This is a genomic window from Streptomyces fulvoviolaceus, from assembly GCF_000718165.1.
Classification (GTDB): domain Bacteria; phylum Actinomycetota; class Actinomycetes; order Streptomycetales; family Streptomycetaceae; genus Streptomyces; species Streptomyces fulvoviolaceus.
Window position 1 is genome coordinate 90,351 of record NZ_JOEY01000019.1, and the last position, 24,992, is coordinate 115,342.

The 24,992-nt window shown below is 71.2% G+C and carries 24 protein-coding genes and 1 pseudogene; 11 read left to right on the plus strand and 14 right to left on the minus strand.

Going from position 1 to position 24,992, the window contains the following annotated elements; all coding sequences use genetic code 11:
* Nucleotides 1–28 precede the first annotated feature (28 nt).
* Both IG08_RS0121315 and IG08_RS0121320 read right to left on the minus strand, forming a co-directional pair.
* Nucleotides 29–964 (minus strand): VOC family protein, encoded by a 936-nt coding sequence (locus tag IG08_RS0121315; protein WP_030604764.1) that lies wholly within the window; start codon nucleotides 962–964, stop codon nucleotides 29–31.
* Nucleotides 961–1,926, minus strand: a complete 966-nt coding sequence (locus tag IG08_RS0121320) for a fumarylacetoacetate hydrolase family protein (protein WP_030604767.1) — start codon at nucleotides 1,924–1,926, stop codon at nucleotides 961–963. The genes IG08_RS0121315 and IG08_RS0121320 overlap by 4 nt, the downstream gene beginning before the upstream one ends.
* 240 nt (nucleotides 1,927–2,166) lie before the next feature.
* Here IG08_RS0121320 and IG08_RS0121325 point away from each other — a divergent pair, with 240 nt between their 5' ends.
* From IG08_RS0121325 to IG08_RS0121360, 8 genes are all read left to right on the plus strand, one after another.
* Nucleotides 2,167–2,472, plus strand: a complete 306-nt coding sequence (locus IG08_RS0121325) for an antibiotic biosynthesis monooxygenase family protein (RefSeq protein WP_030604770.1) — start codon at nucleotides 2,167–2,169, stop codon at nucleotides 2,470–2,472.
* 33 nt (nucleotides 2,473–2,505) lie between these two features.
* The gene (locus tag IG08_RS0121330) at nucleotides 2,506–3,630 is read left to right on the plus strand and encodes an FAD-dependent monooxygenase (RefSeq protein ID WP_030604773.1); all 1,125 of its coding nucleotides are present in this window, start codon (nucleotides 2,506–2,508) and stop codon (nucleotides 3,628–3,630) included.
* A complete protein-coding gene (locus IG08_RS0121335) occupies nucleotides 3,627–4,631 on the plus strand; it encodes an amidohydrolase family protein (RefSeq protein WP_030604776.1) in 1,005 nt (334 codons plus the stop codon). The genes IG08_RS0121330 and IG08_RS0121335 overlap by 4 nt, the downstream gene beginning before the upstream one ends.
* Nucleotides 4,628–5,620 carry a cyclase family protein gene (locus IG08_RS0121340; protein ID WP_030604779.1) on the plus strand — a complete coding sequence of 331 codons (993 nt, stop codon included), beginning with the start codon at nucleotides 4,628–4,630 and terminating at the stop codon, nucleotides 5,618–5,620. Before IG08_RS0121335 ends, IG08_RS0121340 begins: the two co-directional genes overlap by 4 nt.
* A gap of 8 nt (nucleotides 5,621–5,628) precedes the next feature.
* Nucleotides 5,629–6,993: an FAD-binding oxidoreductase gene (locus tag IG08_RS0121345; RefSeq protein WP_043454832.1), complete on the plus strand. Its 1,365-nt coding sequence runs from the start codon at nucleotides 5,629–5,631 to the stop codon at nucleotides 6,991–6,993.
* A 3-nt stretch (nucleotides 6,994–6,996) separates the two neighbouring features.
* Nucleotides 6,997–7,953 carry a fumarylacetoacetate hydrolase family protein gene (locus IG08_RS0121350; protein WP_030604784.1) on the plus strand — a complete coding sequence of 319 codons (957 nt, stop codon included), beginning with the start codon at nucleotides 6,997–6,999 and terminating at the stop codon, nucleotides 7,951–7,953.
* Nucleotides 7,954–8,096: 143 nt separating this feature from the next.
* Nucleotides 8,097–9,068, plus strand: coding sequence for a LysR family transcriptional regulator (locus IG08_RS0121355; protein WP_030604788.1), 972 nt, complete (start codon nucleotides 8,097–8,099; stop codon nucleotides 9,066–9,068).
* A gap of 37 nt (nucleotides 9,069–9,105) precedes the next feature.
* Entirely contained in the window at nucleotides 9,106–9,876 is a 771-nt protein-coding gene (locus tag IG08_RS0121360; RefSeq protein ID WP_030604790.1) for an SDR family NAD(P)-dependent oxidoreductase, read from the plus strand.
* Here IG08_RS0121360 and IG08_RS0121365 read toward each other — a convergent pair.
* The 9 genes from IG08_RS0121365 to IG08_RS0121405 form a co-directional block, all read right to left on the minus strand.
* Nucleotides 9,851–11,290, minus strand: coding sequence for an MFS transporter (locus IG08_RS0121365; protein ID WP_052424812.1), 1,440 nt, complete (start codon nucleotides 11,288–11,290; stop codon nucleotides 9,851–9,853). The genes IG08_RS0121360 and IG08_RS0121365 overlap by 26 nt on opposite strands.
* 3 nt (nucleotides 11,291–11,293) lie before the next feature.
* Nucleotides 11,294–11,416 (minus strand): hypothetical protein, encoded by a 123-nt coding sequence (locus IG08_RS62515; protein ID WP_261726418.1) that lies wholly within the window; start codon nucleotides 11,414–11,416, stop codon nucleotides 11,294–11,296.
* A 56-nt stretch (nucleotides 11,417–11,472) separates the two neighbouring features.
* The gene (locus IG08_RS0121375; protein WP_030604793.1) at nucleotides 11,473–12,738 is read right to left on the minus strand and encodes an RNA polymerase sigma factor; all 1,266 of its coding nucleotides are present in this window, start codon (nucleotides 12,736–12,738) and stop codon (nucleotides 11,473–11,475) included.
* On the minus strand, nucleotides 12,735–13,076 hold the full coding sequence (locus tag IG08_RS0121380; RefSeq protein ID WP_030604796.1) for a YciI family protein: 342 nt from the start codon (nucleotides 13,074–13,076) through the stop codon (nucleotides 12,735–12,737). Before IG08_RS0121380 ends, IG08_RS0121375 begins: the two co-directional genes overlap by 4 nt.
* A complete protein-coding gene (locus tag IG08_RS0121385; RefSeq protein WP_052424813.1) occupies nucleotides 13,073–13,807 on the minus strand; it encodes a nuclear transport factor 2 family protein in 735 nt (244 codons plus the stop codon). Before IG08_RS0121385 ends, IG08_RS0121380 begins: the two co-directional genes overlap by 4 nt.
* 129 nt (nucleotides 13,808–13,936) lie before the next feature.
* Nucleotides 13,937–15,454, minus strand: coding sequence for an MFS transporter (locus IG08_RS0121390; RefSeq protein WP_043454849.1), 1,518 nt, complete (start codon nucleotides 15,452–15,454; stop codon nucleotides 13,937–13,939).
* Between the two features lie 13 nt (nucleotides 15,455–15,467).
* Nucleotides 15,468–15,890: a VOC family protein gene (locus IG08_RS0121395; protein WP_030604804.1), complete on the minus strand. Its 423-nt coding sequence runs from the start codon at nucleotides 15,888–15,890 to the stop codon at nucleotides 15,468–15,470.
* Nucleotides 15,891–15,896: 6 nt separating this feature from the next.
* On the minus strand, nucleotides 15,897–16,667 hold the full coding sequence (locus IG08_RS0121400) for an SDR family NAD(P)-dependent oxidoreductase (RefSeq protein WP_030604806.1): 771 nt from the start codon (nucleotides 16,665–16,667) through the stop codon (nucleotides 15,897–15,899).
* A 147-nt stretch (nucleotides 16,668–16,814) separates the two neighbouring features.
* On the minus strand, nucleotides 16,815–17,837 hold the full coding sequence (locus IG08_RS0121405; RefSeq protein ID WP_315904028.1) for a zinc-binding dehydrogenase: 1,023 nt from the start codon (nucleotides 17,835–17,837) through the stop codon (nucleotides 16,815–16,817).
* Between IG08_RS0121405 and IG08_RS0121410 the strand changes: the two genes are divergently transcribed.
* From IG08_RS0121410 to IG08_RS57285, 3 genes and pseudogenes are all read left to right on the plus strand, one after another.
* A complete protein-coding gene (locus tag IG08_RS0121410; RefSeq protein ID WP_030604812.1) occupies nucleotides 17,836–18,663 on the plus strand; it encodes a class I SAM-dependent methyltransferase in 828 nt (275 codons plus the stop codon). The two genes, IG08_RS0121405 and IG08_RS0121410, sit on opposite strands and share 2 nt — an antisense overlap.
* 288 nt (nucleotides 18,664–18,951) lie before the next feature.
* The gene (gene rho / locus IG08_RS0121415; RefSeq protein ID WP_030604814.1) at nucleotides 18,952–20,094 is read left to right on the plus strand and encodes a transcription termination factor Rho; all 1,143 of its coding nucleotides are present in this window, start codon (nucleotides 18,952–18,954) and stop codon (nucleotides 20,092–20,094) included.
* 93 nt (nucleotides 20,095–20,187) lie between these two features.
* Nucleotides 20,188–21,024 (plus strand): annotated as a pseudogene (locus IG08_RS57285) (D-alanyl-D-alanine carboxypeptidase family protein); the annotation flags it as partial.
* Between the two features lie 59 nt (nucleotides 21,025–21,083).
* Here IG08_RS57285 and IG08_RS62840 read toward each other — a convergent pair.
* The 3 genes from IG08_RS62840 to IG08_RS0121435 form a co-directional block, all read right to left on the minus strand.
* A complete protein-coding gene (locus tag IG08_RS62840; protein ID WP_030604819.1) occupies nucleotides 21,084–22,460 on the minus strand; it encodes a glycosyltransferase 87 family protein in 1,377 nt (458 codons plus the stop codon).
* Nucleotides 22,457–23,851, minus strand: coding sequence for a polyprenol phosphomannose-dependent alpha 1,6 mannosyltransferase MptB (gene mptB, locus IG08_RS0121430; protein WP_030604822.1), 1,395 nt, complete (start codon nucleotides 23,849–23,851; stop codon nucleotides 22,457–22,459). The genes IG08_RS62840 and mptB overlap by 4 nt, the downstream gene beginning before the upstream one ends.
* A 208-nt stretch (nucleotides 23,852–24,059) precedes the next feature.
* Entirely contained in the window at nucleotides 24,060–24,992 is a 933-nt protein-coding gene (locus IG08_RS0121435; protein ID WP_030604825.1) for a glutaminase, read from the minus strand.

Sequence of the window (24,992 nt, forward strand, 5' to 3'; positions counted from 1 at the left end):
GCCTTTCTCAAGCGAGATGGGGAACGGATCAGACGGGCGGCGCTACGAACAGCACGTCGGGGTCGTTGAACTGCTCCTTGGCGACCGACTCGCTCATCGGGTCGGCGGTGCCCCACTGGTCCTGGGTGATCGGGTCGTCGACGTCGTGCCGGCCCGGGTGCCACAGGTCCTCTTCGAGGACGGCGAGTTCGGTGGTGTACTCCACGGTGTTGCCGTGCGGGTCGTGGAAGTACGAGAAGGTGTTGTCGCCCGCGAGATGGCGCCCCGGGCCCCAGGTGAGCCGCGTCCCGGCGCGCAGCGCACGGCCCGTCCCGCGCATGTACTCCTCGACGCCCCGCATCTCGAACGAGGCGTGGTGCAGGGAGACATGGGGGCCGCGGGCGATGGCGAAGGAGTGGTGCAGAGGGCTGCACCGCAGGAAGTACATGAGGTCGCCCATGTGCGTGGAGTACAGGGTGTCGGTGAGCCGGAAGCCCAGGTGCTCGACGTAGAAGTCCCTGAGGCCCTCAGGGTCCTGCGAGTTGACCACGCAGTGCGAGAGCCGTACGGGGATCGCCTCGCGTTCCTCGATCTTGCGGTGCGTGCGGGTGGCGACGTCGGCCGACACCTCGACCACCCGTCCGTCCGGGTCGAAGAACCGGAGACCGTATCCGCCGCCCGGAGTGTCCAACACCCTCGGCTCATGGACGAGTTGCACCCCGGCACGCCCGAGCCGCACCGCCAGCTCGTCGACGGCGGCGGGCGTGGCGGCCCCGAAGGCGACGAGGTCCATCCGCTTCCGCTCGTCCTTGCGGATCCGCACGATGTACTGCTCGGGGCTGCCCTCGGCTGCGAAGAAGGCGAGGCCGCTGTCGTTCGCGACCTCGGTCAGGCCCCAGGTGGAGCCGTAGAACGCGCGCTGCCCCTCGAAGTCCGGTACGGCCAGGTCGACATGGCGCAGATGGGTGATGGGCTGGAAGCTCATGCGTGGCTCCTGACGGTGTTGCGCTGGTGGCCCAGGCCCGTGATCTCCGACTCGACGACGTCACCGGTCTTGAGGAAGACGCCCCAGTGCGCGCCGTTGCCGGCCGGGGAGCCGGTGAGGAGCAGGTCGCCGGGGCGCAGGGTGGTGGTCGTGGAGACGTATGCGATGAGCCGCGGGATGTCGAAGATCATGTCCTTGGTCGACTCGTCCTGGCGCACAACTCCGTTGTGGCGCAGGGTGATCCGCAGGTCGGAGGGGTCGCCGACGAAGGCAGCCGGGACCAGGAAGGGGCCGGTCGGCAGGAAGGTGTCCGCGTTCTTGGCGGTGAACCAGTCGGTGCCGATGGCCTTGAGGTCGGGGCGGTAGAGGCGGTCGCGAGTGGTGAGGTCGTTGGAGATCGTGTAGGCGGCGACGTGGTCGAGCGCGTCCTCGACCGCGATGTTCCGGCCCGACTTCCCGATCACCAGGGCGAGTTCGAGCTCCCAGTCGTGCTGCTCGCCGAGCTCGGGAAGCACGATGTCGTCATAGGGACCACAGATCGCGCGCGGCGAGCCGAGGAAGACGTACGGCACTCCGCTGCGGATCCGTTCGTCCATCATCTTCTCGGCGTCGGCGCGGGCCTCCTCGGGGGTCGCGCCGTGCACGCTCTCCTTCTCGGCGGCAACCAGATCGACCACGTGCTTGCGGTAGTTGGCGCCGCTCTGCAGGACCAGGCCCGGTTCGATCGGGGTCAGGGTGCGCAGGGCGGCCAGGTCGTGCCAGGTGCCGTCGGCCGACTGGGACAGCTCATGGAGGCGGGGCAGCCAGGTGTCCCAGTCCTCGACCAGGGCGCGTACGGAGGGCACCAGGTCGGACAGGTCGCGCACACGCGCCCCGGTCACCAGGCCGGGGAACGCGTCTGAGTCGCCGGCGAAGGTGCCGAGCGCGAAGGGACCGGCGTGGGTGGGAAGTGGGTCGGGCACGGGCGGCTCTCCTCATACGGATGCGGGGGCTCGCCCTCGACGCTAGGCATCCGCGCCGGGCGGCGGAAATGGCGATCCGCGATGCCTGCCATCACCGGCCCGCCGGGCCCGCTCAGCCTTATGAACTGCGGCTCCATCGCCGTACGGGATGCATGACGTCCCCCTTGGCGATGCCTCGATCCGTTGACCCTGCATCGACCGCCCCGCAGGCTCGGAGCACCCAATCCCGAGGAGTTCACCGTGGTCGTCGAGCATGCCCGGCTCACCGTTGAGACCGGCCGGGAGGACGAGTTCCAGGAGGCCTTCGGCAAGGCCCGCGTGGTCCTCGCCGAGGCGGACGGCTTCCGCTGGGCCGAGTTGCTGCGCTGCGACGAGCTGCCGCAGACTTTTCTGCTTCTGGTCGGCTGGGAGTCGGTCGAGGCGCACACGGTCGGCTTCCGCCAGTCCGAGCGGTTCGGCCGCTGGCGTGCCCTGGTCGGCCCGTACTTCGCGGAGCCGCCGGCCGTCGAGCACTACCACGAGCTCGGCCCTCGCTTCTCGGGCTGACCCCCACTTCCTCTACGTTCGCAAGGATCGCCCATGCCCGTACAGAAGGTGCTCGTCGTCGGCGGCGGCATCACCGGAAGCGTGCTGTCCGTCGCGCTCGCCCAGCGTGGCGCCGACGTCGAGCTCGTCGAGATCTCCCCCCAGTGGTTCGGTGTGGGCCACGGCATCACGCTCCAGGGCAACGCGCTCAAGGCGCTGCGGACCGTGGGTGTCCTGGACCGGGTCCTCGAACGGGCCGTGCCGTTCGACATGCTGCGGTTGCTGCGCGCCGACGGCGCGTTGATGGCGGAGTTGCCCACCCCCCATACGGGTGGCCCCGAGCTGCCGTCGACCGCGGGCGCGATGCGCTCGGACCTGCAGAACGCGCTGTGCGACGCGGTGTACGCGCACGGCGTCACCGTCCGCCTCGGACTCACCATTGAGCGTCTGGATCAATCCGCTGATCACGTGGACGTCACCTTCACCGACGGCTCGACCGGCCGCTACGACTTGATGGTGGGTGCCGACGGGATCAACTCACGGATGCGTGAGTTGATCGGCATCACGACCAGGCCCACCCCGGTCGGCATGTCGATCTTCCGCGTGGTCGCGCATCGCCCCGCCGAGATGGTCTGCCATGAGGTCTATTACGGCGGCCCGCGCTACAAGGCGGGCTACAGCCCGATCGCCGAGGACCGCTGCTACGCCTACCTCCTGGACGAGAACCTCGACGCCTCCCTGATCGGCCCGCGGGCGTCCCTGGCGCTGATGCGCGAGCGCGGCGCCGGCTACGGCGGCATGTGGGGCAGGATCATCGCCTCGCTGCCCGACGACACGGCGGTCGACTACCGCTGGATCGAGGCGATTCTCGTCGACGAGCCGTGGTACCGCGGCCGCACGATGGTCATCGGCGACGCCGCCCATGCCTGCCCGCCGCTGATCGCGCAGGGTGCCGCCATGTGCATGGAGGACGCGGTGCTCCTGGCCGAGTACGTCACCGGGGACGAGCCGCTGGAAAAGGCGCTGGAGCAGTTCATGAACCGGCGGCTGCCGCGCGTGCGGATGGTGCTGGAGAACTCGCTCCAGCTGGCCGACTGGGAGATCCACCCGGAGACTCCCGGCGCCGATCCCGGGCGGATCATGTCGCAGACGCTCCAGTCGCTGACGGAGGTCGCGTGAGCACGCCGGTAGTCGACTTCCACGGCCACCTCGCCGTCCCGGCCGCCGACGCCCTGGTCGCGGGCACACCGGGCCTGGCCGCCGAGCTGGCGGCGGAACAGCGCGCGCACTCCCCCGAGTCGCTGACCGTCAACCGGGCCCAACTGCAGCGCCTGGCACCCAGGTTGACGGACGTGACCACGCGACTGGCCGACCTCGACGCCATGGGCGTCGACGTCCAGGTCGTCGGCCCGATGCCCATGCACCATTACTGGGCGGACCGGGAGCTCGCCACACGTCTGGCCCGTACCGTCAACGAGGCCGTCGCCGCGCACTGCGCCGAGGCCCCCGACCGCCTCCACGGCCTCGGCACGGTCCCCCTCCAGCACCCCGATCTCGCGGTGGCCCTGCTGGACCGGGCGGTCGCCGAGTACGGCCTGTACGGGATCAGCGTCTCCACCACCGTCGAGGGCAGGGAGCTGGCCGATCCGGCGCACGACGAGGTGTGGCGGAAGGCGGAGGAGCTGGGCGCGGTCGTCTTCGTGCACCCGTGGGGCTGCTCGCTCGGCGAACGGCTGGCCACCCACTACCTCGGCAACACCGTCGGGCAGCCGGTCGAGACGACCGTCGCCCTCTCGCACCTGATCTTCACCGGCGTCCTGGACCGCTTCCCCCGCCTGAAGCTGGTGGCCGCGCACGGCGGCGGCTATCTGCCGACGTACATCGGGCGCTCCGACCACGCCTGGCACGTACGGCAGGACGCGCGCGGCTGTGCCGAACCGCCGAGCACCTATCTGCGGCGCATGTGGTTCGACGCGCTCGTCTACACCCCGCGCGCCCTGCGCCACCTGGTCGAGGAGGTCGGCGCGGACCGGGTCGTGCTCGGCACGGACCACCCCTTCGACATGGGCGTCGACGACCCGCTGGCCCGCCTGGACGCCGCCGGGCTGGCCCCGGCGGAGCGCGAGGCCGTCGCCGGGGGCAACGCTCTCGACCTGCTGCTGAAAGGACGTACCAGATGACCTCCGGTCCCACCCCCGGTCGCACCCTCGGCCCCGTCGAGGAAGAGCTCGCCAAGGCCCGTTCCGCCTACCGTAATTGGGGCCGCTGGGGTGAGGACGACGTGCTCGGCACGCTCAACTTCCTCGACGACGCGATACGGGCCCACGCGGTGAGCCTGGTCCGGCGCGGGCGGGCCTTCTCGCTCGCCCAGGAGTTCAACGAGTCGGGTCCGCAGCGCGGCTTCCGGGGCCGTATCAACCCGGTCCACTACATGAAGGACACCGGCTCCGACGCGGCCGCCGGCACCCAGGGTTTCCCGCACGGCTTCGGCGGGGCCGACGACCACGTCGTGATGCCGCTGCAGGCCTCCACGCAGTGGGACGGCCTCGGCCACATCTACGACAACAAGCAGGCCTGGAACGGCCGTCCGTGCACGATCGTCAACGGCGACGGCGACTCCGTCACCGGCATCGAGCACATGAGGGACGCGTTCACCGGGCGAGGCGTCCTCCTGGACGTCGGCCGCGCGGTCGGCGACGAACTCGGTGAACTCCCGGACGGATTCCCCATCCTGGAGGAGCATCTGCGCGCCACGATCGACGCGCAGGGCGCGACCTCGACCGTCCGCCGCGGCGACCTCGTGCTCGTCCGGACCGGACAGCTCGGCCGCGTACGGCGGTTGGGCGACTGGGGCGGCTACGCCGCCGGTGACGCGCCCGGCCTCTCCTTCACCACGCTCGGCTGGCTGCACCGCACGGAGATCGCGGCGATCGCCTCGGACACCTGGGGTCTGGAGGTGCGCCCGTACGAGTTCGCCGAGCGCGCGATGTCCCCGCTGCACCAGATCGCGATCCCCAACATGGGCCTGCCGCTCGGCGAGATGTGGGACCTGGAGGGGCTGGCCGAGGACTGTGCGGCCGACGGCGTCTACGAGTTCCTGCTGGTCGCGGCGCCGCTGCCGGTCACCGGCGCGGTGGGTGCACCCGTCAATCCGATCGCCGTGAAGTGAGGACGCCCGTGGACCGATTCACCGGCACACTCCATCTCCCCGACTCCCCGGACTTCGAGGAGGCCTGCCTCGGCCGGGTCTTCAACGCCCGGCGCCCTTCGGACCGTCTGCCGGCCGCCGTACTCGAAGCGAGCACGGAGCAGGACGTCGTCGAAGGCATACGACTCGCCCTGGAACGCGGCTGGCAGGTCGCCGTCCGCTCCGGCGGGCACAGCTGGGCCGCCTGGTCGGTACGGCGGGACGCCCTGCTGATCGATCTCGGGGGCTTCCGCGAGATGGCGTACGACGCACAGACCGGGATCGTGACAGCGACGCCCAGCGTCAAGGGCGGCGACGAACTCAACCCGTATCTGGGTGAGTTCGGGCGCCTCTTCAACGGCGGACACTGTCCCTCCGTCGGCATCGGCGGCTTCCTGCTGCAGGGCGGGCAGGGCTGGAACGCGCGCGGGTGGGGCTGGGCGGCGGAGAACATCGTCGCCCTGGACATCGTCACCGCCGAGGGTGAGCTCGTGCGGGCCGACGAGACGCAGAACAGCGACCTGTTCTGGGCCGCGCGAGGTGCCGGCCCCGGGTTCTTCGGCGTCGTCACCCGCTTCCACCTGCGCACCCACCCGCTGCCGAAGCATCTGGGGCACACGGTGCACGCGTACCCGCTCGCCCTCTTCGACGAGGTCATGACCTGGCTGCACGGCATGCACCACACCGTCTCGGACCTCGTGGAGATCGTCGCGCTCACCCAGACGCCACCCGACCACGACGAACCGGTGCTGCTGGTCACGGGCGTGTCGATGACGGACACGCCGGAGCAGGCCGCCGAGGCGCTCGCGCCGCTGCACGCCAACCCGTACGCGGACCAGGCCCTCTTCCGGATCGAGGCGCAGCCGACCACGCTCGCCGAGCAGCTCCTCAACCAGCGCGCCGCCAACCCCGAAGGCCACCGCTACCTCGTCGACAACGCCTGGCTGACCGGCCCGGCCGACCGGGTCGTCCCCGCGATCCGCAAGGCGTTCACCGAGCACCCCACCCGGCAGACCTTCACCATCTGGTTCTCGATGGCCCCGCTGCGCGAACTGCCGGACATGGCCTTCTCGTTGCAGTCGGAGATCTACTGCGCCACCTACGTCGTCCACGACGAGCCCGAGCGTGACGCCGAGCTGCGCACCTGGCTGGACGGGGCGATGGCGGCGATGCAGCCGGTGACCGCGGGCCAGTACCTGGGTGATTCCGACTTCACCGTACGACAGTTGAGGTTCATGGGCGACGAGCAGTGGCGTCGGCTCCAGGAGATCCGGGCGGTGCGCGACCCCAAGGGCCTCTTCGCCGGCTATCTGAGCACCGGGACCGTCACCAACACCAACCACTGGGAGCAGTGAGCGATGCGTTTCGCGACATACGAGTACGAGGGCGTGGAGCGCGCCGGGGTGGTGCGGGACGGGGTCGTCCATCCGCTGCCCGAGGGAGTCACCGTCCTGACGCTGATCGAGCAGGAGGTGCTGCACGCCGCCGGCACCGAAGCCCTGCGCGAGACCAGCGACTTGACGGTGGATCAGGTACGGCTGCTGCCCCCGCTGAAGCCGCCGTCCATCCGTGACTTCGTCGGTTTCGAGGCGCACATCGAGGGCGTGTCGAAGTCGCTCGACGGGCTGGAGCACGTGCCCGAGGAGTGGTACCGGGCACCCAACTTCTACTTCACCAACCCGCACGCGGCCTACGGCGCCCATGACGACGTGCCGATCCCGGCCGGCTGCTCGGTGCTCGACTTCGAGCTGGAGGTCGGAGCGGTGATCGGCCGCAGTGGCCGCGACCTCACGCCGGAGCAGGCCCGTGAGCACATCGTCGGCTACCTCGTCTTCAACGACTGGTCGGCGCGCGACCTGCAGAAGCCGGAGAAGAACCTCGGGCTCGGCTTCTCCAAGGGCAAGGACTTCGCCAACACGCTCGGCCCCTACCTGGTCACCGCGGACGAGGTGGAGGACCGACGCGACGCGGACGGCTTCCTCGACCTGGAGATGACGGTCACCCTCAACGGCGAGCTGATCGGCCGCGACACTCTGGCCAACGTGTCCTGGACCTTCGAGGAGATGATCGCCTACGCCGCCCGGGACACCTGGGTGCGGCCCGGTGACGTTCTCGGCTCGGGCACGTGCGGCTGGGGCGCGCTGGCGGAGTTCTGGGGGCGGCTCGGGGAGCGCACGCCGCCGCCGCTCACGCCGGGCGACGAGGTGACACTCACCGTGGAGCGGCTCGGCAGCCTCTCCAACCGCGTGGTGCCCGGGCGCACGGACGTATATCTGCCGCGGGCGCGCAAGCGAGGACGCACTCCACGGCCCTAGCAGCGCCTGACCTGCTCGTATTCGCTGGTCGGATGGTTCTTATCGCATCCCTGTGAGTTCACCCCGGCCCCTTCCTCGGGCGCAACACGGAAGTTACGCTCCCGTTCACCAGGCTTCAAAGACGCGGCCGGAAGGGGACACTCATGGGTCTCGGAGCAATCGATCTCAATCTTCTGGTGGCACTGGAAGCCCTCCTGGAGGAAAAGAACGTCACACACGCCGGCATCCGGCTGTCCACCAGCCAGTCCGCGATGAGCGGCTCGCTGGCCCGGCTGCGACGGCACTTCAACGACGATCTGCTGGTGCGTGTGGGCCGGGAGTACGAGCTGACGCCGCTGGCCGAGCGGCTGCTGCCCGTCGTCCAGGCCTCCCTCCACAAGGCGGAGGAGGCACTGTCGCTGACCCGGCACTTCGATCCGGGACGCAGTCTGCAGCGGTTCTCGGTCGTGATGTCCGACTACGTGATGACGGTGCTGGTGGAGCCGCTGCTGCGAGCCCTCGCCGAGGAGGCTCCGGGCGTGCGCATCGACTTCCATCCGATCGTGAACGGGCAGCTGGAGACGGAGACGCACCTGCGCTGCCACGACCTGATGATCGTGCCGCTCGGCTACCAGCTGCCGGGGGTCAGCGAGGCCGTGATGCACGACCGGTTCGTGTGCCTCGTCGACCCGGACAATCCGCGGCTGGTGGACGGGCACCTCACCCTGCGCGACCTGGCGGAGATGCCGCACGCCGCGTGCGCCATAGGCAAGAGCCTCACACCCGCCGACCGCCAGCTGGAGACCCTCGGCATCACGCCCAGGGTGCAGGTCAGCACGCCGGGCTTCAGCGTGCTGCCGTTCCTGGTGAGCGGCACGGACCTGGTGGCCCTCGTGCCCGAGCGGCTGGCCCGCCGCTACGAGGGTCTCGCGCGCTGTGCCGTCGTAGAGGCGCCCTTCCCGGACGTGCCGCTGGTGGAGGCCATGTACTGGCACCACAATCGGCACTCGGATCCGGCGCACCGGTGGCTGCGGGAGACGGTGCGGAAGGTCGGGACCTCCCTCGGGCAGGAGATCGCTCTCGCGGATGACAGCCATGACGAAGACGCGTTTCCGGAGCTGACCGCGGCTTCCTAGCGTGGACGGGACACATCCCGTAGCGAGTGGAGGAGCCGTGAGCCGTACGCGTCTGGCGGGCCGTACCGTCGTCGTCACCGGAGCCGCGCAGGGGCAGGGAGCCGCGGAGGTGGCGGCGGCCGCCCGGGAGGGCGCGACGGTCATCGCGACCGACGTCCTGGACGAGGCGGGCGAGAAGCTGGCCGCGTCCCTGCGCGCCGACGGCCTGGAGGTGCGCTACCGGCACCTGGACGTGTCGTCGCCGGAGGACTGGGCCTCGCTCAAGGGCGAGCTGGAGATCGTGCACGGCCTCGTCAACAACGCGGGGATTGCCATGCGGGCCCGGCTCGGCGAGGTCGAACTCGCCGACTGGAACCGGGCGTTCGCGGTGAACACGACCGGCGCCCTGCTCGGCATCCAGGCCCTGGCCCCGCTGATGCCGGCCGGTTCCTCCATCGTGAACGTCGGCTCGGTCGCCGCCCTCACGGCCCATCACGCGGTCGCGTACACGGCCAGCAAGTGGGCCTTGCGCGGCCTGTCGAAGGTGGCGGCGCTGGAGCTGGCCCCGCACGGGATCCGTACGAACACCGTCCACCCCGGCTACATCGAGACCCCGCTGATGGCGTCCGCGAACCCGGTGTTCGTCCAGGCGCATCTCGCGATGACGCCCCAGGGGCGTGCGGGCTCGGTCGACGAGGTGGCACCGCTGGTCGTCTATCTGCTGTCCGACGAGTCGTCGTACGTGAACGGCGCGGAGATCACGGTCGACGGCGGCTACGCGGCGCACGGCGGGGTGAAGGCGATCACGAACGCACTCGACGCTTCGTGACCACCGGTTCCGGTGCGGGTGGCGTGGGCTGCCTGCGCGGCCCGCGCAGGAACACCAGCGCACAGGCCGTCCCGACGGCAGCGAGGACCAGGCACGCGGCGAACGCCGCCTGGTAACCCGCAGTCAGTGCCGCGAGCCGCTCCGGGCCACTCGTGTACGACACCACGACCGACGTGACGACGGCGACCCCGAAGGCTCCGCCGATCTGGAAGGCGGCGGTGTTCATCCCGGAGGCGACCCCCGACTCCCGCTCCCCCACTCCGGTCAGGGCGGCGATGGATCCGGCGACCGCGCAGGCGCCGAGGCCCGGGCCGAAGAGGAGGAGCCCCGGGAACAGGTCGCGGACGAAGCTGCCGTCCACCGGGATACCGGCCAGCAGCAGGCTGCCCACGCCGACCAACGCCAGGCCGCCGACCGCGACGGGGCACGCGCCGATCCGGGTGACCAGGGCCTGTCCGGCGTACGACCCGACGACGGCCCCGACCGGCATCACGACGTTGGCGAGGCCGAAGGCCAGCGGCGAGTAGCCGAGTACGCCCTGTCCGTACTGGGACAGCGTGTACGACATCCCGAAGGCGCAGGCGCCGAGCAGGAACACCACCAGGTTGGCGCCGCTCACCGAACGGGAGCGCAGCAGACGCAGGGGGACGAGGGGTGCCGAGGACCGTGCCTCGATCCGGGTGAAGAGGAGAGCGAGGGCGACGGTTGCGACGAGCAGGCCGGTCGTCTGCGCCGAGAGCCAGCCGGCGCGGGGCGCCTCGACGACGGCGTACACGCAGGCGACGAGGGCGCCGGTGGCGGTGAGAGCGCCCGCTGGGTCGTAGGAGCGGGCGCGTTCCTCGGTGCGGCTCTCACGCAGCAGGATCGGACTCAGGACCAGCAGGAGCACGGAGACCGGCACGTTCAGGAAGAAGATCCACTGCCAGCCGAGTGCCCCGGTCACGGGGCCGCCGATGAGCAGGGCGGCGGTGGCGCCGAAGCCGCCGCTGCCGGACCAGATGGCGAGGGCCTTGTTGCGTTCGTGGCCCTCCTCGAAGGTGTTCAGCAGGATCGAGAGGGCGGTCGGCGCCATGACAGCGGCCGAGACGCCCTGCACGGCGCGTGCCGCCACCAGGATCCCGGCCGTCCAGGCGAACCCGCACAGCAACGAGGACAGCCCGAACAGCAGCGTGCCGGTCATGAAGACGCGGCGGCGGCCGAGCAGGTCGGCGGTGCGGCCGCCGAGGAGCAGCAGTCCGCCGAAGCTCAGCAGATAGGCGCTCATCACCCACTGGGCGCCGCTCGCCGAGAGGCCGAGGCCGTCTGCGATCGACGGCAGGGCGAGGAGGACGATCTGCGCATCGAGGATCACCATGAACCCGGCCACACAGAGCAGACCGAGGGCGTACCAGCGGCGGGAGTCGGTGGCGGTCATCGGTCAGCCTCCGAGGCGCAGGCCGGCCAGCCAGACGTCCGGGGTGCCGGGACCGTCGGACAGGGGTACCCGGTGCGGCTTCGGGCCGAGCATCAGGCCGAGGAGCCGACGGATCGTGCGGGTCATGGGAGCCTCCGGTGTCTGTCGTGGTCAACTGCTCTCACCCGACCGACGAACGACCCCTACGCGGATCGACACTCCGCGAGCCGCCTTTCGAGGAACCTCCGCTCCGCGTCGTTCTCCACCAGCTCCAGGGCCCGCTCGTACGCCTCGGCCGCCTCCTTCGTACGACCGCTGCGGCGCAGCAGATCGGCGCGGGTGGCCGGCAGCAGGTGATACCCGGCCAGCTCGCCTTCCTGTTCCAACTCGGCCAGCAGGGCCAGGCCAGCCTCCGGGCCGTCGGCCACGCCGACCGCCACGGCCCGGTTGAGGCGGACCACGGCGGAGGGCACGAACCGCAGCAGTTCGCCGTACAGGGCGGCGATGTCCGCCCAGTCGGTCTCCTCGGCCGTGGCGGCGGTGGTGTGGCAGGCGGCGATGGCTGCCTGGATCTGGTACGGCCCCGGGCGGCCGCGGCGCAGCGCGGTCCGCAACAGGGCCTCACCCTCGTCGGCCTCGGCGTGGTTCCACGCCGTGCGGTCCTGGTCCTCCAGTGTCACCAGCTCGCCCGCCGCGTCCACGCGCGTGTCCCGGCGGGCGTCGTGCAGGAGCAGGAGTGCGAGCAGGCCCAGCGCCTCGGGCTCGTCGGGCATGAGACGGGCCAGCACGCGGGCGAGGCGGACGGCCTCAGCGCAGAGGTTCCGGCGGACGAGGTCGGCGCCGGAGGTGGCCGCGTATCCCTCGTTGAACAGGAGGTAGATCACGCCGAGCACCCCGGTCGTACGCTCGGGCAGCAGGTGCGCGGGCGGCACCCGGTACGGGATGCCGGCGTTGCGGATCTTCTTCTTGGCCCGCACCAGTCGCTGCGCCATGGTCGCCTCGGGGACGAGGAAGGCGCGGGCGATCTCCGGTGTGGTCAGCCCCGCGAGCGTGCGCAGGGTGAGGGCGACCCGGGCCTCGATGGGCAGGGCCGGGTGGCAGCAGGTGAAGATCAGCCGCAGCCGGTCGTCGTGGACACCGCTGTCGCCACTGTCGTCTTCGGATTCGTACGGCGGTTCGTCCCGTGCCAGCACCGCCACCTCCCGCAGTTTCGCCGCTCCCACCGCCTCCCGGCGCAGTACGTCCAGGGCGCGGTGGCGGGCGGTCGTGGTCAGCCAGGCGCCGGGGCGGCGCGGGATCCCGTCGCGCCGCCACCGGTCCAGGGCCTGGGCGAAGGCGTCCTGCGCGCACTCCTCGGCGAGGTCCCAGTCGCCGGTCACCCGGATCAGGGTGGCGACGACCTGGCCCCACTCCTCGCGGAACGCGGCGGCGACGGCCTCCTCCACCTCTTCTGCATCGAGTTCCGTCATTCCCAGACCGGCCGCACCTCGACCGAGCCGCCGGCCAGTGCGGCGGGATGCCGGGAGGCGAGCGAGATGGCCTCGTCCAGGTCGGCGACCTCGATGATGTCGATACCGGCGACGTACTCCTTGGATTCGATGAACGGCCCGTCGCTGAGCAGGACTTCGTCGCCCTGGACGCGCACGGTGGTGGCGTCGGTGTGCGGGCGCAGACGCGCTCCGCCCTTCACGATGTCGCGGCTGCGGACCTCGTCGATGTACGAGGCGAAGCGCGGGTCCTCGGCGATCTCCGCGGGGCTGAGCTCCTCGCCGTCGACGGGGGTGCAGATGAACAGGACGTACTTCATGACAGCTCCTTCTCGATTCCGGCGTCGAACGGGACTGACGCGTGCTGGTGGACGATCAGCCACCGATCGGCCGGCAGCCGGTAGCCGGTGGTCACCCGCACGGTGCTGTCCAGCGGCTCCCCCGTGGCCAGGGTGGCTCGCGTCCGCACGAGCGCGTGACTGAACGCGACGCTCTCGTCGACCCGGAGCCGGAACTCCAGCACCTCTCGCTCCACCGGACCGGTCACCGTCGAGAACCACCACTCCTGGGCCTTGCGGAAGGCGTCGAGCCCCCGCTCCTCCAGGCCGGCCATGGGGTGGAACACCTCGACGTCCGGCGCGTAGTGGGCGAGCATCCCCTCGATGTCCCGGTCCCGGGCGGCGCGAGTGAGCTCCGCGTCGATACGGCGGATCTCCCCCTCGGCGTCCTCGTCCTCCCAGAACGGGCGCACCTCCATGGCCCCGATGCCGGCCACGGGATGCTTCGCGGCCGCCTCGATCGCCTCCTCCAGGCTGTCGCACTCGAGGATGTCGAATCCGGCCACGTACTCCTTCGTCTCCGCGAAGGGGCCGTCCGTGCACAGCACCTCGCCGCCGCGCACCCGCACCGTGACGGCCTCGGCGGGCTGGGCGAGACGGTGGCCGTGCAGGCGTACGTCGCGGTCCCCGAGCTCTTCCACCCAGGGCTCGACGGGTGCCATGCCCGAGGCGTCGGCGGTGTCGTCGCCGCAGACGAGCAGCATGTACTTCATGGGTCCTCCCGGTCCTCTTGAGCTTCTTACACCCGACCGACGAACGGGACCGAGCCGAATCGACACCCTCACCCGAAACAAAAAAGAGGCCGGGGCACGGGCCCCGGCCTCTGGATGATCTACCGCCGACTAGACGGAAGCAGGCTGCACCGCCGCCTCCACCGTCGAGCGCGCGGTGTTCTTGCGCACCAGGAACAGGGTGACCACCGCGCCGAGCAGGGAGGCACAGCCGCAGATCACCACACCGAGGGCCATGCCGTGGCCGAGGGCGGTCTGGGCGGCGGCCCTGGCGCTGTCGCTGCCGGCGTTGACGACCGCGAGGGGTCCGGCCGCGGCCTCCATGCCCGCGTCCGCCCCGCTGAGCTTGCCGACCAGCGCCGAGGACGCGGCGCTCATGGCGATCGTGCTGATCACGGCCGGGCCGAGACCCTGGCCGAACTCGCGGACCAGGCTGGTGGCGCCGCTGGCCATGCCGGTCATGTGGATCGGTACGGCGTTGACGGCCGCGGAGGTCAGCGAGGAGACGACGCAGATGAAGCCGATGCCGAGCAGCAGCACCGGGCCGATGAAGGCGGCCAGGGAGGTGGTGGTGATGGGCAGGGCGGCGATCCAGAACTGGCCCGCGGCCATGGGCAGCAGGCCGCCCATGAGGAGCCAGCGTGCGTCCACTCGGGTGAGCATCCTGCTCAGCACGGGTGCCAGCAGGAGCGGGACCAGCTGCAGGATCACGAACGGCATGCCGGCTCGCAGTGCGCTGAGGTGCATCACGGCGCCGAGCCGGATCGAGACGCAGTAGGCGGTGCCGATGAAGCCGAACATCCCCGCGAGCGCGACGACGGCCGCCGCGGCGAAGGACGGGATCTTCAGCAGGTCCAGGTTGAACATGGGCGACACGGAACGCTTCTCGGCGACGACGAAGGCGACGAGGGCCACCACGGCCAGGGTCAGCGAGCCGACGATCGCGGGGCTGCTCCAGCCGCGCTCGCCGCCCTCGATGATGCCCCACAGCAGGGCGGTCAGGCCGACGGCGATGGTGATCTGACCGGGCCAGTCCAGGCTGCGGCCCTCGGGAGCCTTGGAGTCGGTGACCAGCTTCCAGCACGCGCCGGCGACCACGAGGCCCAGCACGACCGGCGGCACGAACGCCCAGCGGAAGTCGGCGACCGTGGCGAGCACACCGGAGGACAGCGGGCCGAGGGCCGAGGCGAGGGAGATGCTGAGCGCCCAGGTGGAGACCGCCTTGGCGCGGTCCTTCCCGTCGGGCGTGGCAGCCGCGATCACCGCGAGGGAGCTGGGGAAGAGCGCGGCGGCACCGATGCCGGCCAGGGCCTGGCCGATCCACAGCATGGTGATGTTCTGCGAGGTGGCGTTGAGGAGTTCACCGAGCGCGAGCACCAGTCCGCCGAGCACCAGCAGGCGCTTACGGCCGAACAGGTCGCCCACCACACCGAAATTCAGCTCGAGAATCGCGGTGGGCAGAATGAAGGCGGAGGTGACCCACGCGACCTGGGAACCCGACGCACCGAATGCGGCCTGAATTTCCCCGTTGATCGGCGAGGGAACGGTAATACACAGCTGCGCGGCTGCAACTGCCAGACAGCAGGCTATGAGGGTGCCCCTGTCGAGTCTGTTGAGAACCTTCGTCATTCCGTACTCCATCTCACGCGGAAAGAGCGGTACTGCGTTCTATGAGTTCGATGAGATTTCCCTCGGGGTCGTTGACCCAGGCCATGCGCACTCCGGGCTCGGGGGACGGCCCGGGTTTCATGACCTCGCCCGCCCCGTGGGCCACCAAGGCCCCGTAGACGGGATCGAGTTCGGGGGTGGTGACCGCGAAGTGGCCGTATCCCTCGGTGAGGACGGCGGTCGGCGGGTCCGGCGCGCGCAGCCCCGGCGAGGAACCGGGCCTGGCGAGCAGTTCGATGCGCCAGCCGTGCGGATGCTCCAGTACGACGCCGCTGAGACCGAGCCCGTCGAGGCGGAACTCGAAGACGGTCTTCAGCCCGAACGCGGCCTTGTACCAGGCGGTTTGGGCAGCCAGATCGCGTACGTTGACGCCCACGTGGTCGAGTCGGGTGGTCACGGTCGCTCAGCCCGCCATGGCACTGTCGCCGCCGTCGACCATGAGGTTGGCGCCGTTCACGAAGGCCGCCTCGTCGGAGCACAGGAAGGCCGCAGCGCGCGCGATGTCCTCGGGTTCACCGACGCGTCCGACGGGGATCCGCGCCTCCAGCTGGGCCTTCGGACCGTCCGGGTCGTCGAGGAAGGGCGCGGTGGCCGAGGTGCGGGTCATGCCGGGCGCGACGGTGTTGACGCGGATGTGGTGCGGGGCGCCGGCCGCGCACAAGTGCATGCTCATCGCCAGCACCCCGCCCTTGGCAGCACCGTGCGGCACCATCGGCATGAAGGGAGCGCCCCGCACGGCGGCCACGGAGGCGACGTTGAGGACGGCGCCACCACCGCGGGCGATCAGGTGCGGCCAGGCCGCCTGCGTACAGAAGTACGGAATGTCCAGCTCGTTCTTGATGGTGAAGTACCAGTCCTCGGCGGGCATGCTCTCGAACGGGCCGTTCCGCAGCGCCGACGCATTGTTGTAGAGGATGTCGATCCCGCCGAAGACCTCGATACCGGCCTCGATCCACTCCCGCGCTCCGGCTTCGGTGGACAGGTCGACGGGTGCGAGGGACCGCATGACTCCGCCGGCCTTCTCGACGAGTTCCACGGTCTCGGCCGAACTGCCCTCGTCGATGTCGCAGCCGAATACGGTGGCGCCTTCCGCGGCGAATATCTGCGCGGCGGCCCGGCCTATTCCGGCTCCTGTTCCACTGATGAAGGCGATTTTTCCGGCCAGTCGACCCATGTTCGCGAAGTCCCTTGTCCCATGCCGCCGAAGTGCGGTGGTGGCAGCGTAGGGAGGGCCTTTCGCCGGAACAAGAAAAGCGTCAGCGATACGCCATCGGGGGTTCGTATGGCTGGTATGCGGCCAGGGGCGACCGTCGTCCCGCTGTCACTCGACGTCCAGCACCGCCTTGCCGCGCAGCCTGCGGCTGCCGAGGGCCTCCACCGCATCCGCGATCTTGCCCCACGGCCCGCGCCAGCCGACCGGTACCCGCAGTTTCCCAGCGGCGGCCAGCGCGAGCAGTCGGTCCAGCTGGGCCTGCCGGTCGGTGAGCCCGCCACCGTTGTAGACCGAGACGATGGTCTTGGGCGTCCTGCTGCCCAGCGTGGACCCGACGGGCAGCACGGCCTCCCGCGCCGCGGCCCAGCCGACGCTCTGCAGACTGCCGCCCGGCGCCAACAGACTGTACGCGGCGACGAGTTGGTCGCCTCCCACGGTGTCGACCACGACGTCGACGGGTGACGTGACCCGATCGACGCCGGCCACCGCCTCGTCCGCCCCGAGCTCCGTGACCCACCGGCGCCCGTCCTCCGAACCGGCCACCCCGATGACGTACGCCCCACCGAGCGCCGCGAGCTGTACCGCGAACCCGCCGACCCCGCCGGACGCCCCGGTCACCAGTACCCGGCGGCCGAGGAGCGGCCCCGCCTGTTCGAGGGCCCGCAGGGCGGTGCCCGCCGCGACCGGCAGGGCGGCGGCCTCCCCGAGGTCGACACCGGCCGGGACCACCGCGACGTCGGCCACATCCATGGCGCGCAGCGCGCCGAACCCGCCGCCCTCCCCGAATCCGACGACCCGGCTTCCCACCGTGGGCCCGCTGCCGTCCGCCGCGGCGGCCACGATGATCCCGGCCGCGTCGAAGCCGATCACCTCGCCCGGCTCGGCGCGCTCCGCGAAGTACAGCTCAGCCGCGTTCAGCGAGGTGTGCCGGACCTCCACGAGGACCTGGCCGGGACCCGGTTCCGGGTCCGGAGCCTCCCCCGGGCTCAGCCGTCCGGGTGCCTCGGGGTTCACGATCAGTGCGCGCATGGGCTTGCCCTTCTCGTCGTAGGCCGCTCGCCCCACGCCAACCGCGGCCGATCCGGACTTCTTCCCGCCGCCGCGGTCCCGTTCGCGGTTGGATGGCGTCATGACCACCGACGAGCACGCACGGCTGATGCGGGCCAACCAGGCGAACTGGGACGCCCGCACACCCGTCCACCTCGCCAGCCGGTTCTACGGCCTCGATCAGGACCTCGACCCCGAGCGCTGGTTCGCCGCCTTCGAGTGGGAGGACCTCGGCGACCTGGCCGGCCGCGACGTGCTCCATCTGCAGTGCCACCTCGGCACCGAGACGATCGCCCTCGCCCGGCGCGGGGCCCGCGCCGTCGGCCTCGACTTCTCCGAGGCGTCGGTGGCGGCCGCGACCGACATCGCGGCGAAGGCGGACGTGGACGTCGACTACGTACAGGCCAATGTGTACGACGCCGTCGAGGCCCTGGGAGGGCGGCGGTTCGACGTTGTCTACACCGGCAAGGGCGCCCTGTGTTACCTGCCCGACCTCGAACGCTGGGCCGGCGTGGTGTCCCAACTCCTGCGTCCGGGCGGCCTGTTGTACGTGGTCGAGTTCCATCCGCTGCTCAACTCGCTGGGCCCGAAGCCCACTCCGGGCGAGGGTCCGGAGCTTCTGCTGCGCCACGACTACCTGGGCGGCGACGGCCCCGTGCACCGGGACGCGACCCACACCTACACCGACGGCCCGGCGGTGGCGGGCGCCACGGAAAGCTACGAGTGGATGCACGGAATAGGAGAGGTCGTGAGCGCGTTGACGGGGGCAGGACTCACCGTCCGGCGCCTTCGCGAGAGCGACGAGCTTCCCTGGCCGCGCTGGCCGCAGATGACGCGGACGCCGTCCGGCTGGTGGCGGCTTCCCGAGCCGCGCATCCCACTCCTGTACGGCCTCCTGGCCGGCCGCTGAGCCGTATCTCACAGACGTGGCCGGACACCCCGTGCTACTGTGCGACTAGCACTCGTGTACGCCCCGTTTCGGGCGCCGGTGCCAGTTCCTCCTCAGTTGGCTGACCCGTCCGTCGCTCTGCGACCGGCACACCAGCATCCCAGCACCACCTCGTGAGCAGGGCCTTTCGTCGTACCCGAGGTGTTGTTTTCCCCGCCGCCCGAAGGCGCACTGTCCGCCTTCCCCGCGCGACTTCTCCCCCTTCCTTCGCATGCCTCATGCCTTCCGTCCTTGAAAGGACACACCATCATGACCACCACACTCGAACACCCCCCTGTACAGCAGCAGACCCCCGCCCGGGTCGCCACCGGTGTCCTCGACATCGACGCGAACGGGAAGGGGCATCTGCGCGCCGAGAGCCTGCTGCCCTCGTCCTCCGACCTCCAGGTCGCCCCCGCACTGATCCGCAAGTACGGCCTGCGCAAGGGCGACCGCGTCGACGGCGTGCGCGGCACCCAGCGCGCTCTGACCGAGGTCGCCCGGGTCAACGGGCGCAAGCCCGAAGAACTGCGCGGCCGCCGCCACTTCCAGGACCTGACGCCGCTGCACCCCAACGAGCGGCTCCGCCTCGAACACCCGGCGGCCGGGCTGACGGGGCGCGTCCTCGACCTGCTCGCACCCGTCGGCAAGGGCCAGCGCGGGCTCATCGTGGCCCCGCCCAAGACCGGAAAGACCGTCATCCTCCAGCAGATCGCGGCCGCCGTCGCCGGCAACCACCCCGACAGCCGCCTGATGGTGGTGCTGCTCGACGAGCGGCCCGAGGAGGTCACCGACATGCGGCGCTCCGTGCGCGGCGAGGTGTACGCCTCGACCTTCGACCAGGGTCCGAAGCAGCACATCGCGCTCGCCGAGCTCGTGATCGAGCGGGCCAAACGGTTCGTCGAGGCGGGCGAGGACGTCGTGATCCTCCTCGACTCCCTGACCCGGCTGTGCCGGGCCCACAACAACGCGGCCTCCTCCAGCGGCCGGACGCTCAGCGGCGGTGTGGACGCGGGCGCGCTGCTCGGGCCCAAGCGGTTCTTCGGCGCCGCCCGCCTGGCCGAGGAGGGCGGCTCGCTCACGATCCTCGCCACCGCACTGGTGGAGACGGGCTCCCGTGCCGACGACTTCTTCTTCGAGGAGCTCAAGGGCACCGGCAACATGGAGCTGCGGCTGAGCCGCGACCCGGCGTCCCGCCGCGTCTTCCCTGCCGTCGACATCAACCCTTCCGGCACCCGCCGCGAGGAACTCCTGCTCTCCCCGGCCGAGTTGACCGCCGTACGCGGCCTGCGCCGGGCCCTGCACACCCGCGACGGCCAGACCAACCTGGAGACCCTTCTGGAGCGCATGCGCGCGACCCCGGACAACGCGACGTTCCTGCGCCGCATCCAGCCGACGCTGCCCACCGGCTGACGGGTCGTTCGCGCATCCCCCGTCCGGGTGTTCACGGGCTTCGTTCGGCCGGGGCAGCGCGGTGTACGGCGAGTCCGTTCCTACGTTTGCGATATGACAATCGGATTGACTTCCCGGGCTGCCGTGTCAACCTGCGCTCTCTGCGTGGCCGGCCTGCTGGCGCTCGCGCCCGCCACGGCGGTGGCCGGGACCGGTACCGATCCGGGTGCGGCCGGTGGACCGCGGGCGGCGACTGCACAACCCTCCCTGCTGTACCGGTCCGGCACGCACGTCCGGCCGCGCCCCGGAGCGCCCGAGGTCCCCGACGTCTCCGCGCGGTCGTGGGTCGTCGCCGACGCACGCACCGGCGAGGTGCTCGCCGCGCACAACGCCCACCGCAAGCTGCCGCCCGCGAGCACCTTGAAGACCCTGTTCGCCCTGACGGTGCTGCCGGCACTCCCGGGCGGCATCCGGCACAAGGTGAAAGAGGCCGAACTGGCGGACATCGGTCCGGGCAGCAGCCTGGTCGGGGTCGCCGAGGGGCGTACGTACCGGGTCGCCGATCTGTGGCGCGGGGTCTTCCTCAACTCCGGCAACGACGCCGTGCACGTGCTGGCCCGGCTGAGCGGCGGCTGGCGCAACGCGGCCACGCGCATGCAGGCCAAGGCCCGGGCCCTGGGCGCCCACGACACGCACGTGCTGTCGCCCGACGGCTACGACACACCGGGCCAGGTGTCGTCGGCGTACGACCTCGCCGTGTTCGGCCGGGCGGGGCTGCGCAACGCCGACTTCGCGCGCTACTGCGGCACCGTCGATGCCAAGTTCCCGGGCGGCGGCGGATGGTCGTACGAGATCCAGAACACCAACCGGCTGCTGACCGGCGAGGACGGCGTGCAGCGGTACCCGGGGCTGATCGGGATCAAGAACGGCTACACCAGCAACGCCGGCAACACGCTTGTCGCCGCCGCCCGCCGGGGCGGGCGCACCCTCGTCGTCACGGTGATGAACCCTCAGTCGGGCGGCGGCTTCGCCGTGTACGAGGAGGCGCGCGAGCTGCTCGACTGGGGGTTCGGCGCCGCCGGGCGGGTGGATCCGGTGGGGTCGCTCGACGCCCTGCGTGTGAGGCCTCGGTCGGGGCCCGAAGTCGTGCCCGCTGCGGCAGCCGTGACGCGGGACGACGGGTCCGGCTGGTCCGAGACCGGGGCGATCGCCGGAGCCGCCGGGCTGGGCGCGGGCGCCGTCGCACTGGTCCTGCGGTACAGGATCGGCCGGCCGACGCGGGGCTGACCGACCGGCAGCCACAGCAGCAGGCCGAGGGTGATCCAGGTGTAGATGTTGCTGCCCAGGAAGCCGTCGACGCCGGACGCGTCGTGGAACCACAGCCACACCACGCTGGTGCACAGCACGGCGTACAGGGCGCCCGCGATCCGCGGGTGCCCGGCGCGGACCAGGACGGTGAAGGACGGCAGCAGCCAGACCAGGTGGTGCACCCAGGTGATCGGGCTGACCAGGCAGGCGGTCAGCCCGGTGAGCGCGAACGCGGCGGTCCAGTCCCCCGCCGCGGCGGCCCGGCGGGCGCGCCCCGCCCAGACGCACAGGACGAGAAGCACCGCCACCGCCCACACCGCGCGGTCCGGTGCGCCCAGCCGGGCCAGGACTCCTTGCAGGGACTGGTTCGAGACGTAGTCCAGGCGGCCCACCCTGGTCGTGTCCCACATCGCCTCGGTCCAGTAGAAGCGCGAGGCGTCCGGGGCCGCGACGGCCGCGAGTGCCGTGGCCGCTCCGGCCACCGCCGTCGCGGTCGCGGCCGCCCGCCATCGCCGGGTGACCAGCAGCAGGCCGATGAAGAGGGCCGGCGTGAGTTTGATCGCGGAGGCGAGACCGATCCCGATCCCCGCCCGGCGTCCACGGCCGCCGGCGAGCAGCCACGCATCGCCGAGCACGAGGGCCAGCAGCAGGACGTTCACCTGACCGAAGCTGAAGGTGTCGCGAAGCGGTTCGAACAGTGCCAGCAGACACGCCCCGAGAGCACAGCCGTACCAGCCGTACCGGCGCCAGGCCGGTCCGATGAGGATGCGCAGCACCACGACCAGCGCCGCCAGGTTGAGCAGCAGGGCCATGGCGATCGCGGTGTGCAGGCCGAGCAGTGCCATCGGCAGCATGGCGACGGCCGCGAACGGCGGATAGGTGAAGCCGTACGCCGTCCCGGGCACCCGGTAGTCGTAGAGCCGTCCGCCGTGATGGACCCAGCTGTCGACGGCACCGTAGTAGACACGCAGGTCGAACCAGTCGCGCAGCAACGGCACGGTCGCCGTGAAGACGGTGACGGCGGCAGCCAGGGCGAGCACCAGGAGCAGCCGCCCGCGGTCGGTGTCGGGCAGTCTCATGCCGTACGTCCCAACTCCGGGGCCTGTGCCGTCTGGTGGGCCTGTATCAGCACGACCAGGGCGAGCGCGCCGCCGGAGACGGCCAGGACCAGTTGCCCGATGTCCGCGGGGCCACCGCTCGGCAGGACGGAGAGCGCCAGTACTCCCGTCACGGCGGCCACCCGGTGCCGTACCGAGGTGCTGGGTGCCGCCGCGGCGATGAGGAACAGTCCCCACAGGGCGTACCAGGGGCGGATCGCCGGGCCGAGGGCGGCCACCGCGGCGAGGCTCAGGCCGAGCGCGTAGACCGGTCGCGGGCGCAGGCGCAGCCATATGAAGAGGACGGCGACGACGGCTGCGAGGACCCCGACTGCGTGCCAGGCCGGTATGGCCAGGGGCGCCAGGTCGCTGCCGAGGCGTTCCAGCAGGGCTCGGGTGGCGCGGCCGAGGAGGCTGGTGAGGGCCCAGTTGTGGGGTGACACGGGGGTGTTCAGGGCGCCTATCCAGCCGTAGCCCGTGCCGGCGACGGCCGTTGCCGCGACGGTGGTGGCGGCGGCTGCGGCGGCGGTCGTCACGACGGCCTTCACCGGAGGGTGGCCGCCCCGCATCCGCAGGACGACGATCGCGGCGAGGCCCAGCGCTGCGGGCGCCTTGACCAGGGCGGCGAGGGTGACCAGTACGGCGCCCAGAATCGGCCACCGGCCCAGTGCCGCGACCAGGCCGAGGCCGAGCAGACCGAGCATGATGGCGTCGTTGTGGGCGCCCGCGACCAGGTGGAGCAGCACGAGCGGATTGAGGGCGCCGAGCCAGAGGGCGGCGGCCGGATCGGCGCCGCTGTGGCGGGCGAGGCTGGGCAGAGCGGCCGCCATGAGCGCCACGCCGAGCAGGGCGACGAGCCGCATCCCGAAGAGGCCGGCGGGGAGTTCGCCACGAGTGAGGCCGGCCAGTGCGGAGGCGACGGCGAGGAACACCGGGCCGTACGGGGCGCCGGTGTGCTGCCACACGGGGGCGACCTCGTCGGCAAGCGGGCCGCCGAGCTGGGCGGGGCCATGTGCGTACACGTCCATGTGCGCGTCGACCATGGCGCCCTGGGCGAGGTAGCTGTACACGTCCCGGCTGAACAGCGGCGGAGCGAGCAGCAAGGGGGTCGCCCAGATCACCAGGACCGCCATCAGCGCGCGCGGGCTCGGGGGCTCGGGGCTGTGCACCAATCGCCCGAGCAGGGCCCAGGCCGCTATCAGCAGGACGACGCCGAAGTAGACGCCGACCAGGCCTAGTGCGGCTTGTGCGGAGGCGGGGGTGAACAGCTCCCGTACGGGCAGGGCGCCGGCTGTTTCGCCGCCTGCGGCGAGGACGGCGGTGCCGGCCAGGCCGAGTATCTGGCAGCGGCGGATATCGATGGGGAAAGCCATGGCCAACACTTGGGTAGCGTGGCAATTTCGGGTGGCCGGAAAGCGACGCGGTGCCTTCCAGGTGGGGGCTGCCATGTGACTGGGTGGTGGGGGTGGTTCGCCGGCTGCGGGTCCGTGGGGGCTGGTCGCGCCCACGCGGCGGAGCCGTAAATTGATACAGCCCCGCGCCCCTGGGTGGGTTGGCCGCGTCCCTCCTCGACAAGTTCCGTCAGAACACTGACAGCCCGGTCAGTGTCGTGAAGCGCTCGAGGGCCGCCACCCCCGCCACCGAATTCCCCCGCTCGTCCAGCCCCGGACTCCACACGCACAGCGTGCAACGGCCCGGCACCACGGCGATGATGCCGCCCCCGACCCCGCTCTTGCCGGGCAGGCCCACCCGGTACGCGAACTCTCCCGCCGCGTCGTACGTCCCGCAGGTCAGCATCACCGCGTTGACCTGTTTGGCCTGGCTCTGGGTGAGGAGGCGGGTGCCGTCGGCGCGGATGCCGTGGCGGGCGAGGAAGGTGGTGGCGAGGGCGAGGTCGGCGCAGGACGCCATGAGGGAGCAATGGCGGAAGTACTGGTCGAGGAGCATCGGCACCGGGTTGTCGATGTTGCCGTACGACGCCATGAAGTGGGCCAGGGCGGCGTTGCGGTCGCCGTGTGCGGACTCCGAGGCGGCGACGTCCTTGTCGAAGTCGAGGGCAGGATTGCCGCTCTCGGTGCGGAGGAAGGACAGGAGTTCCCCCGCGGCGTCGCCCGTACGGGTCTGGAGGCGGTCGGTGACGACCAGCGCGCCCGCGTTGATGAACGGGTTGCGCGGGATGCCGTTCTCGTACTCGAGCTGGATGAGGGAGTTGAAGGGGTTGCCGGAGGGCTCGCGGCCCACGTGCTCCCAGAGTTCGTCGCCCTCGCGGGCCAGGTCGAGCGCGAGGGTGAAGACCTTGGTGATGGACTGCGTGGAGAACGGCTCACGCCAGTCCCCCACGCCGTACACCGTGCCGTCCAGCTCCGCGACGGCCATGCCGAAACTGCGCGGGTCACAGGCGGCGAGCGCCGGGATGTAGTCGGCGCACCGGCCGCGGCCGGGCGTCCGCTCCATCTCGGCGGCGATGCGCTCCAGGACCGGCGCGAAGGTCTGGGACGAGGTCATGATCACTAT

Bases quoted from the DNA above. Each gene is read 5' to 3' on its own strand.
- IG08_RS62515 (WP_261726418.1), bottom strand. From the start codon at position 11,416: ATGACCCGCACGATCCGTCGGCTCCTCGGCCTGATGCTCGGCCCGAAG.
- IG08_RS0121385 (WP_052424813.1), bottom strand. From the start codon at position 13,807: ATGAAGTACATGCTGCTCGTCTGCGGCGACGACACCGCCGACGCCTCG.
- IG08_RS0121375 (WP_030604793.1), bottom strand. From the start codon at position 12,738: ATGACGGAACTCGATGCAGAAGAGGTGGAGGAGGCCGTCGCCGCCGCG.
- IG08_RS0121340 (WP_030604779.1), top strand. From the start codon at position 4,628: ATGACCTCCGGTCCCACCCCCGGTCGCACCCTCGGCCCCGTCGAGGAA.
- IG08_RS0121315 (WP_030604764.1), bottom strand. From the start codon at position 964: ATGAGCTTCCAGCCCATCACCCATCTGCGCCATGTCGACCTGGCCGTA.
- IG08_RS0121405 (WP_315904028.1), bottom strand. From the start codon at position 17,837: ATGACGCCATCCAACCGCGAACGGGACCGCGGCGGCGGGAAGAAGTCC.
- IG08_RS0121365 (WP_052424812.1), bottom strand. From the start codon at position 11,290: ATGACCGCCACCGACTCCCGCCGCTGGTACGCCCTCGGTCTGCTCTGT.
- rho (WP_030604814.1), top strand. From the start codon at position 18,952: ATGACCACCACACTCGAACACCCCCCTGTACAGCAGCAGACCCCCGCC.
- IG08_RS0121330 (WP_030604773.1), top strand. From the start codon at position 2,506: ATGCCCGTACAGAAGGTGCTCGTCGTCGGCGGCGGCATCACCGGAAGC.
- IG08_RS0121355 (WP_030604788.1), top strand. From the start codon at position 8,097: ATGGGTCTCGGAGCAATCGATCTCAATCTTCTGGTGGCACTGGAAGCC.
- IG08_RS0121410 (WP_030604812.1), top strand. From the start codon at position 17,836: ATGACCACCGACGAGCACGCACGGCTGATGCGGGCCAACCAGGCGAAC.
- IG08_RS0121350 (WP_030604784.1), top strand. From the start codon at position 6,997: ATGCGTTTCGCGACATACGAGTACGAGGGCGTGGAGCGCGCCGGGGTG.
- IG08_RS0121380 (WP_030604796.1), bottom strand. From the start codon at position 13,076: ATGAAGTACGTCCTGTTCATCTGCACCCCCGTCGACGGCGAGGAGCTC.
- IG08_RS0121390 (WP_043454849.1), bottom strand. From the start codon at position 15,454: ATGACGAAGGTTCTCAACAGACTCGACAGGGGCACCCTCATAGCCTGC.
- IG08_RS62840 (WP_030604819.1), bottom strand. From the start codon at position 22,460: ATGAGACTGCCCGACACCGACCGCGGGCGGCTGCTCCTGGTGCTCGCC.
- IG08_RS0121400 (WP_030604806.1), bottom strand. From the start codon at position 16,667: ATGGGTCGACTGGCCGGAAAAATCGCCTTCATCAGTGGAACAGGAGCC.
- mptB (WP_030604822.1), bottom strand. From the start codon at position 23,851: ATGGCTTTCCCCATCGATATCCGCCGCTGCCAGATACTCGGCCTGGCC.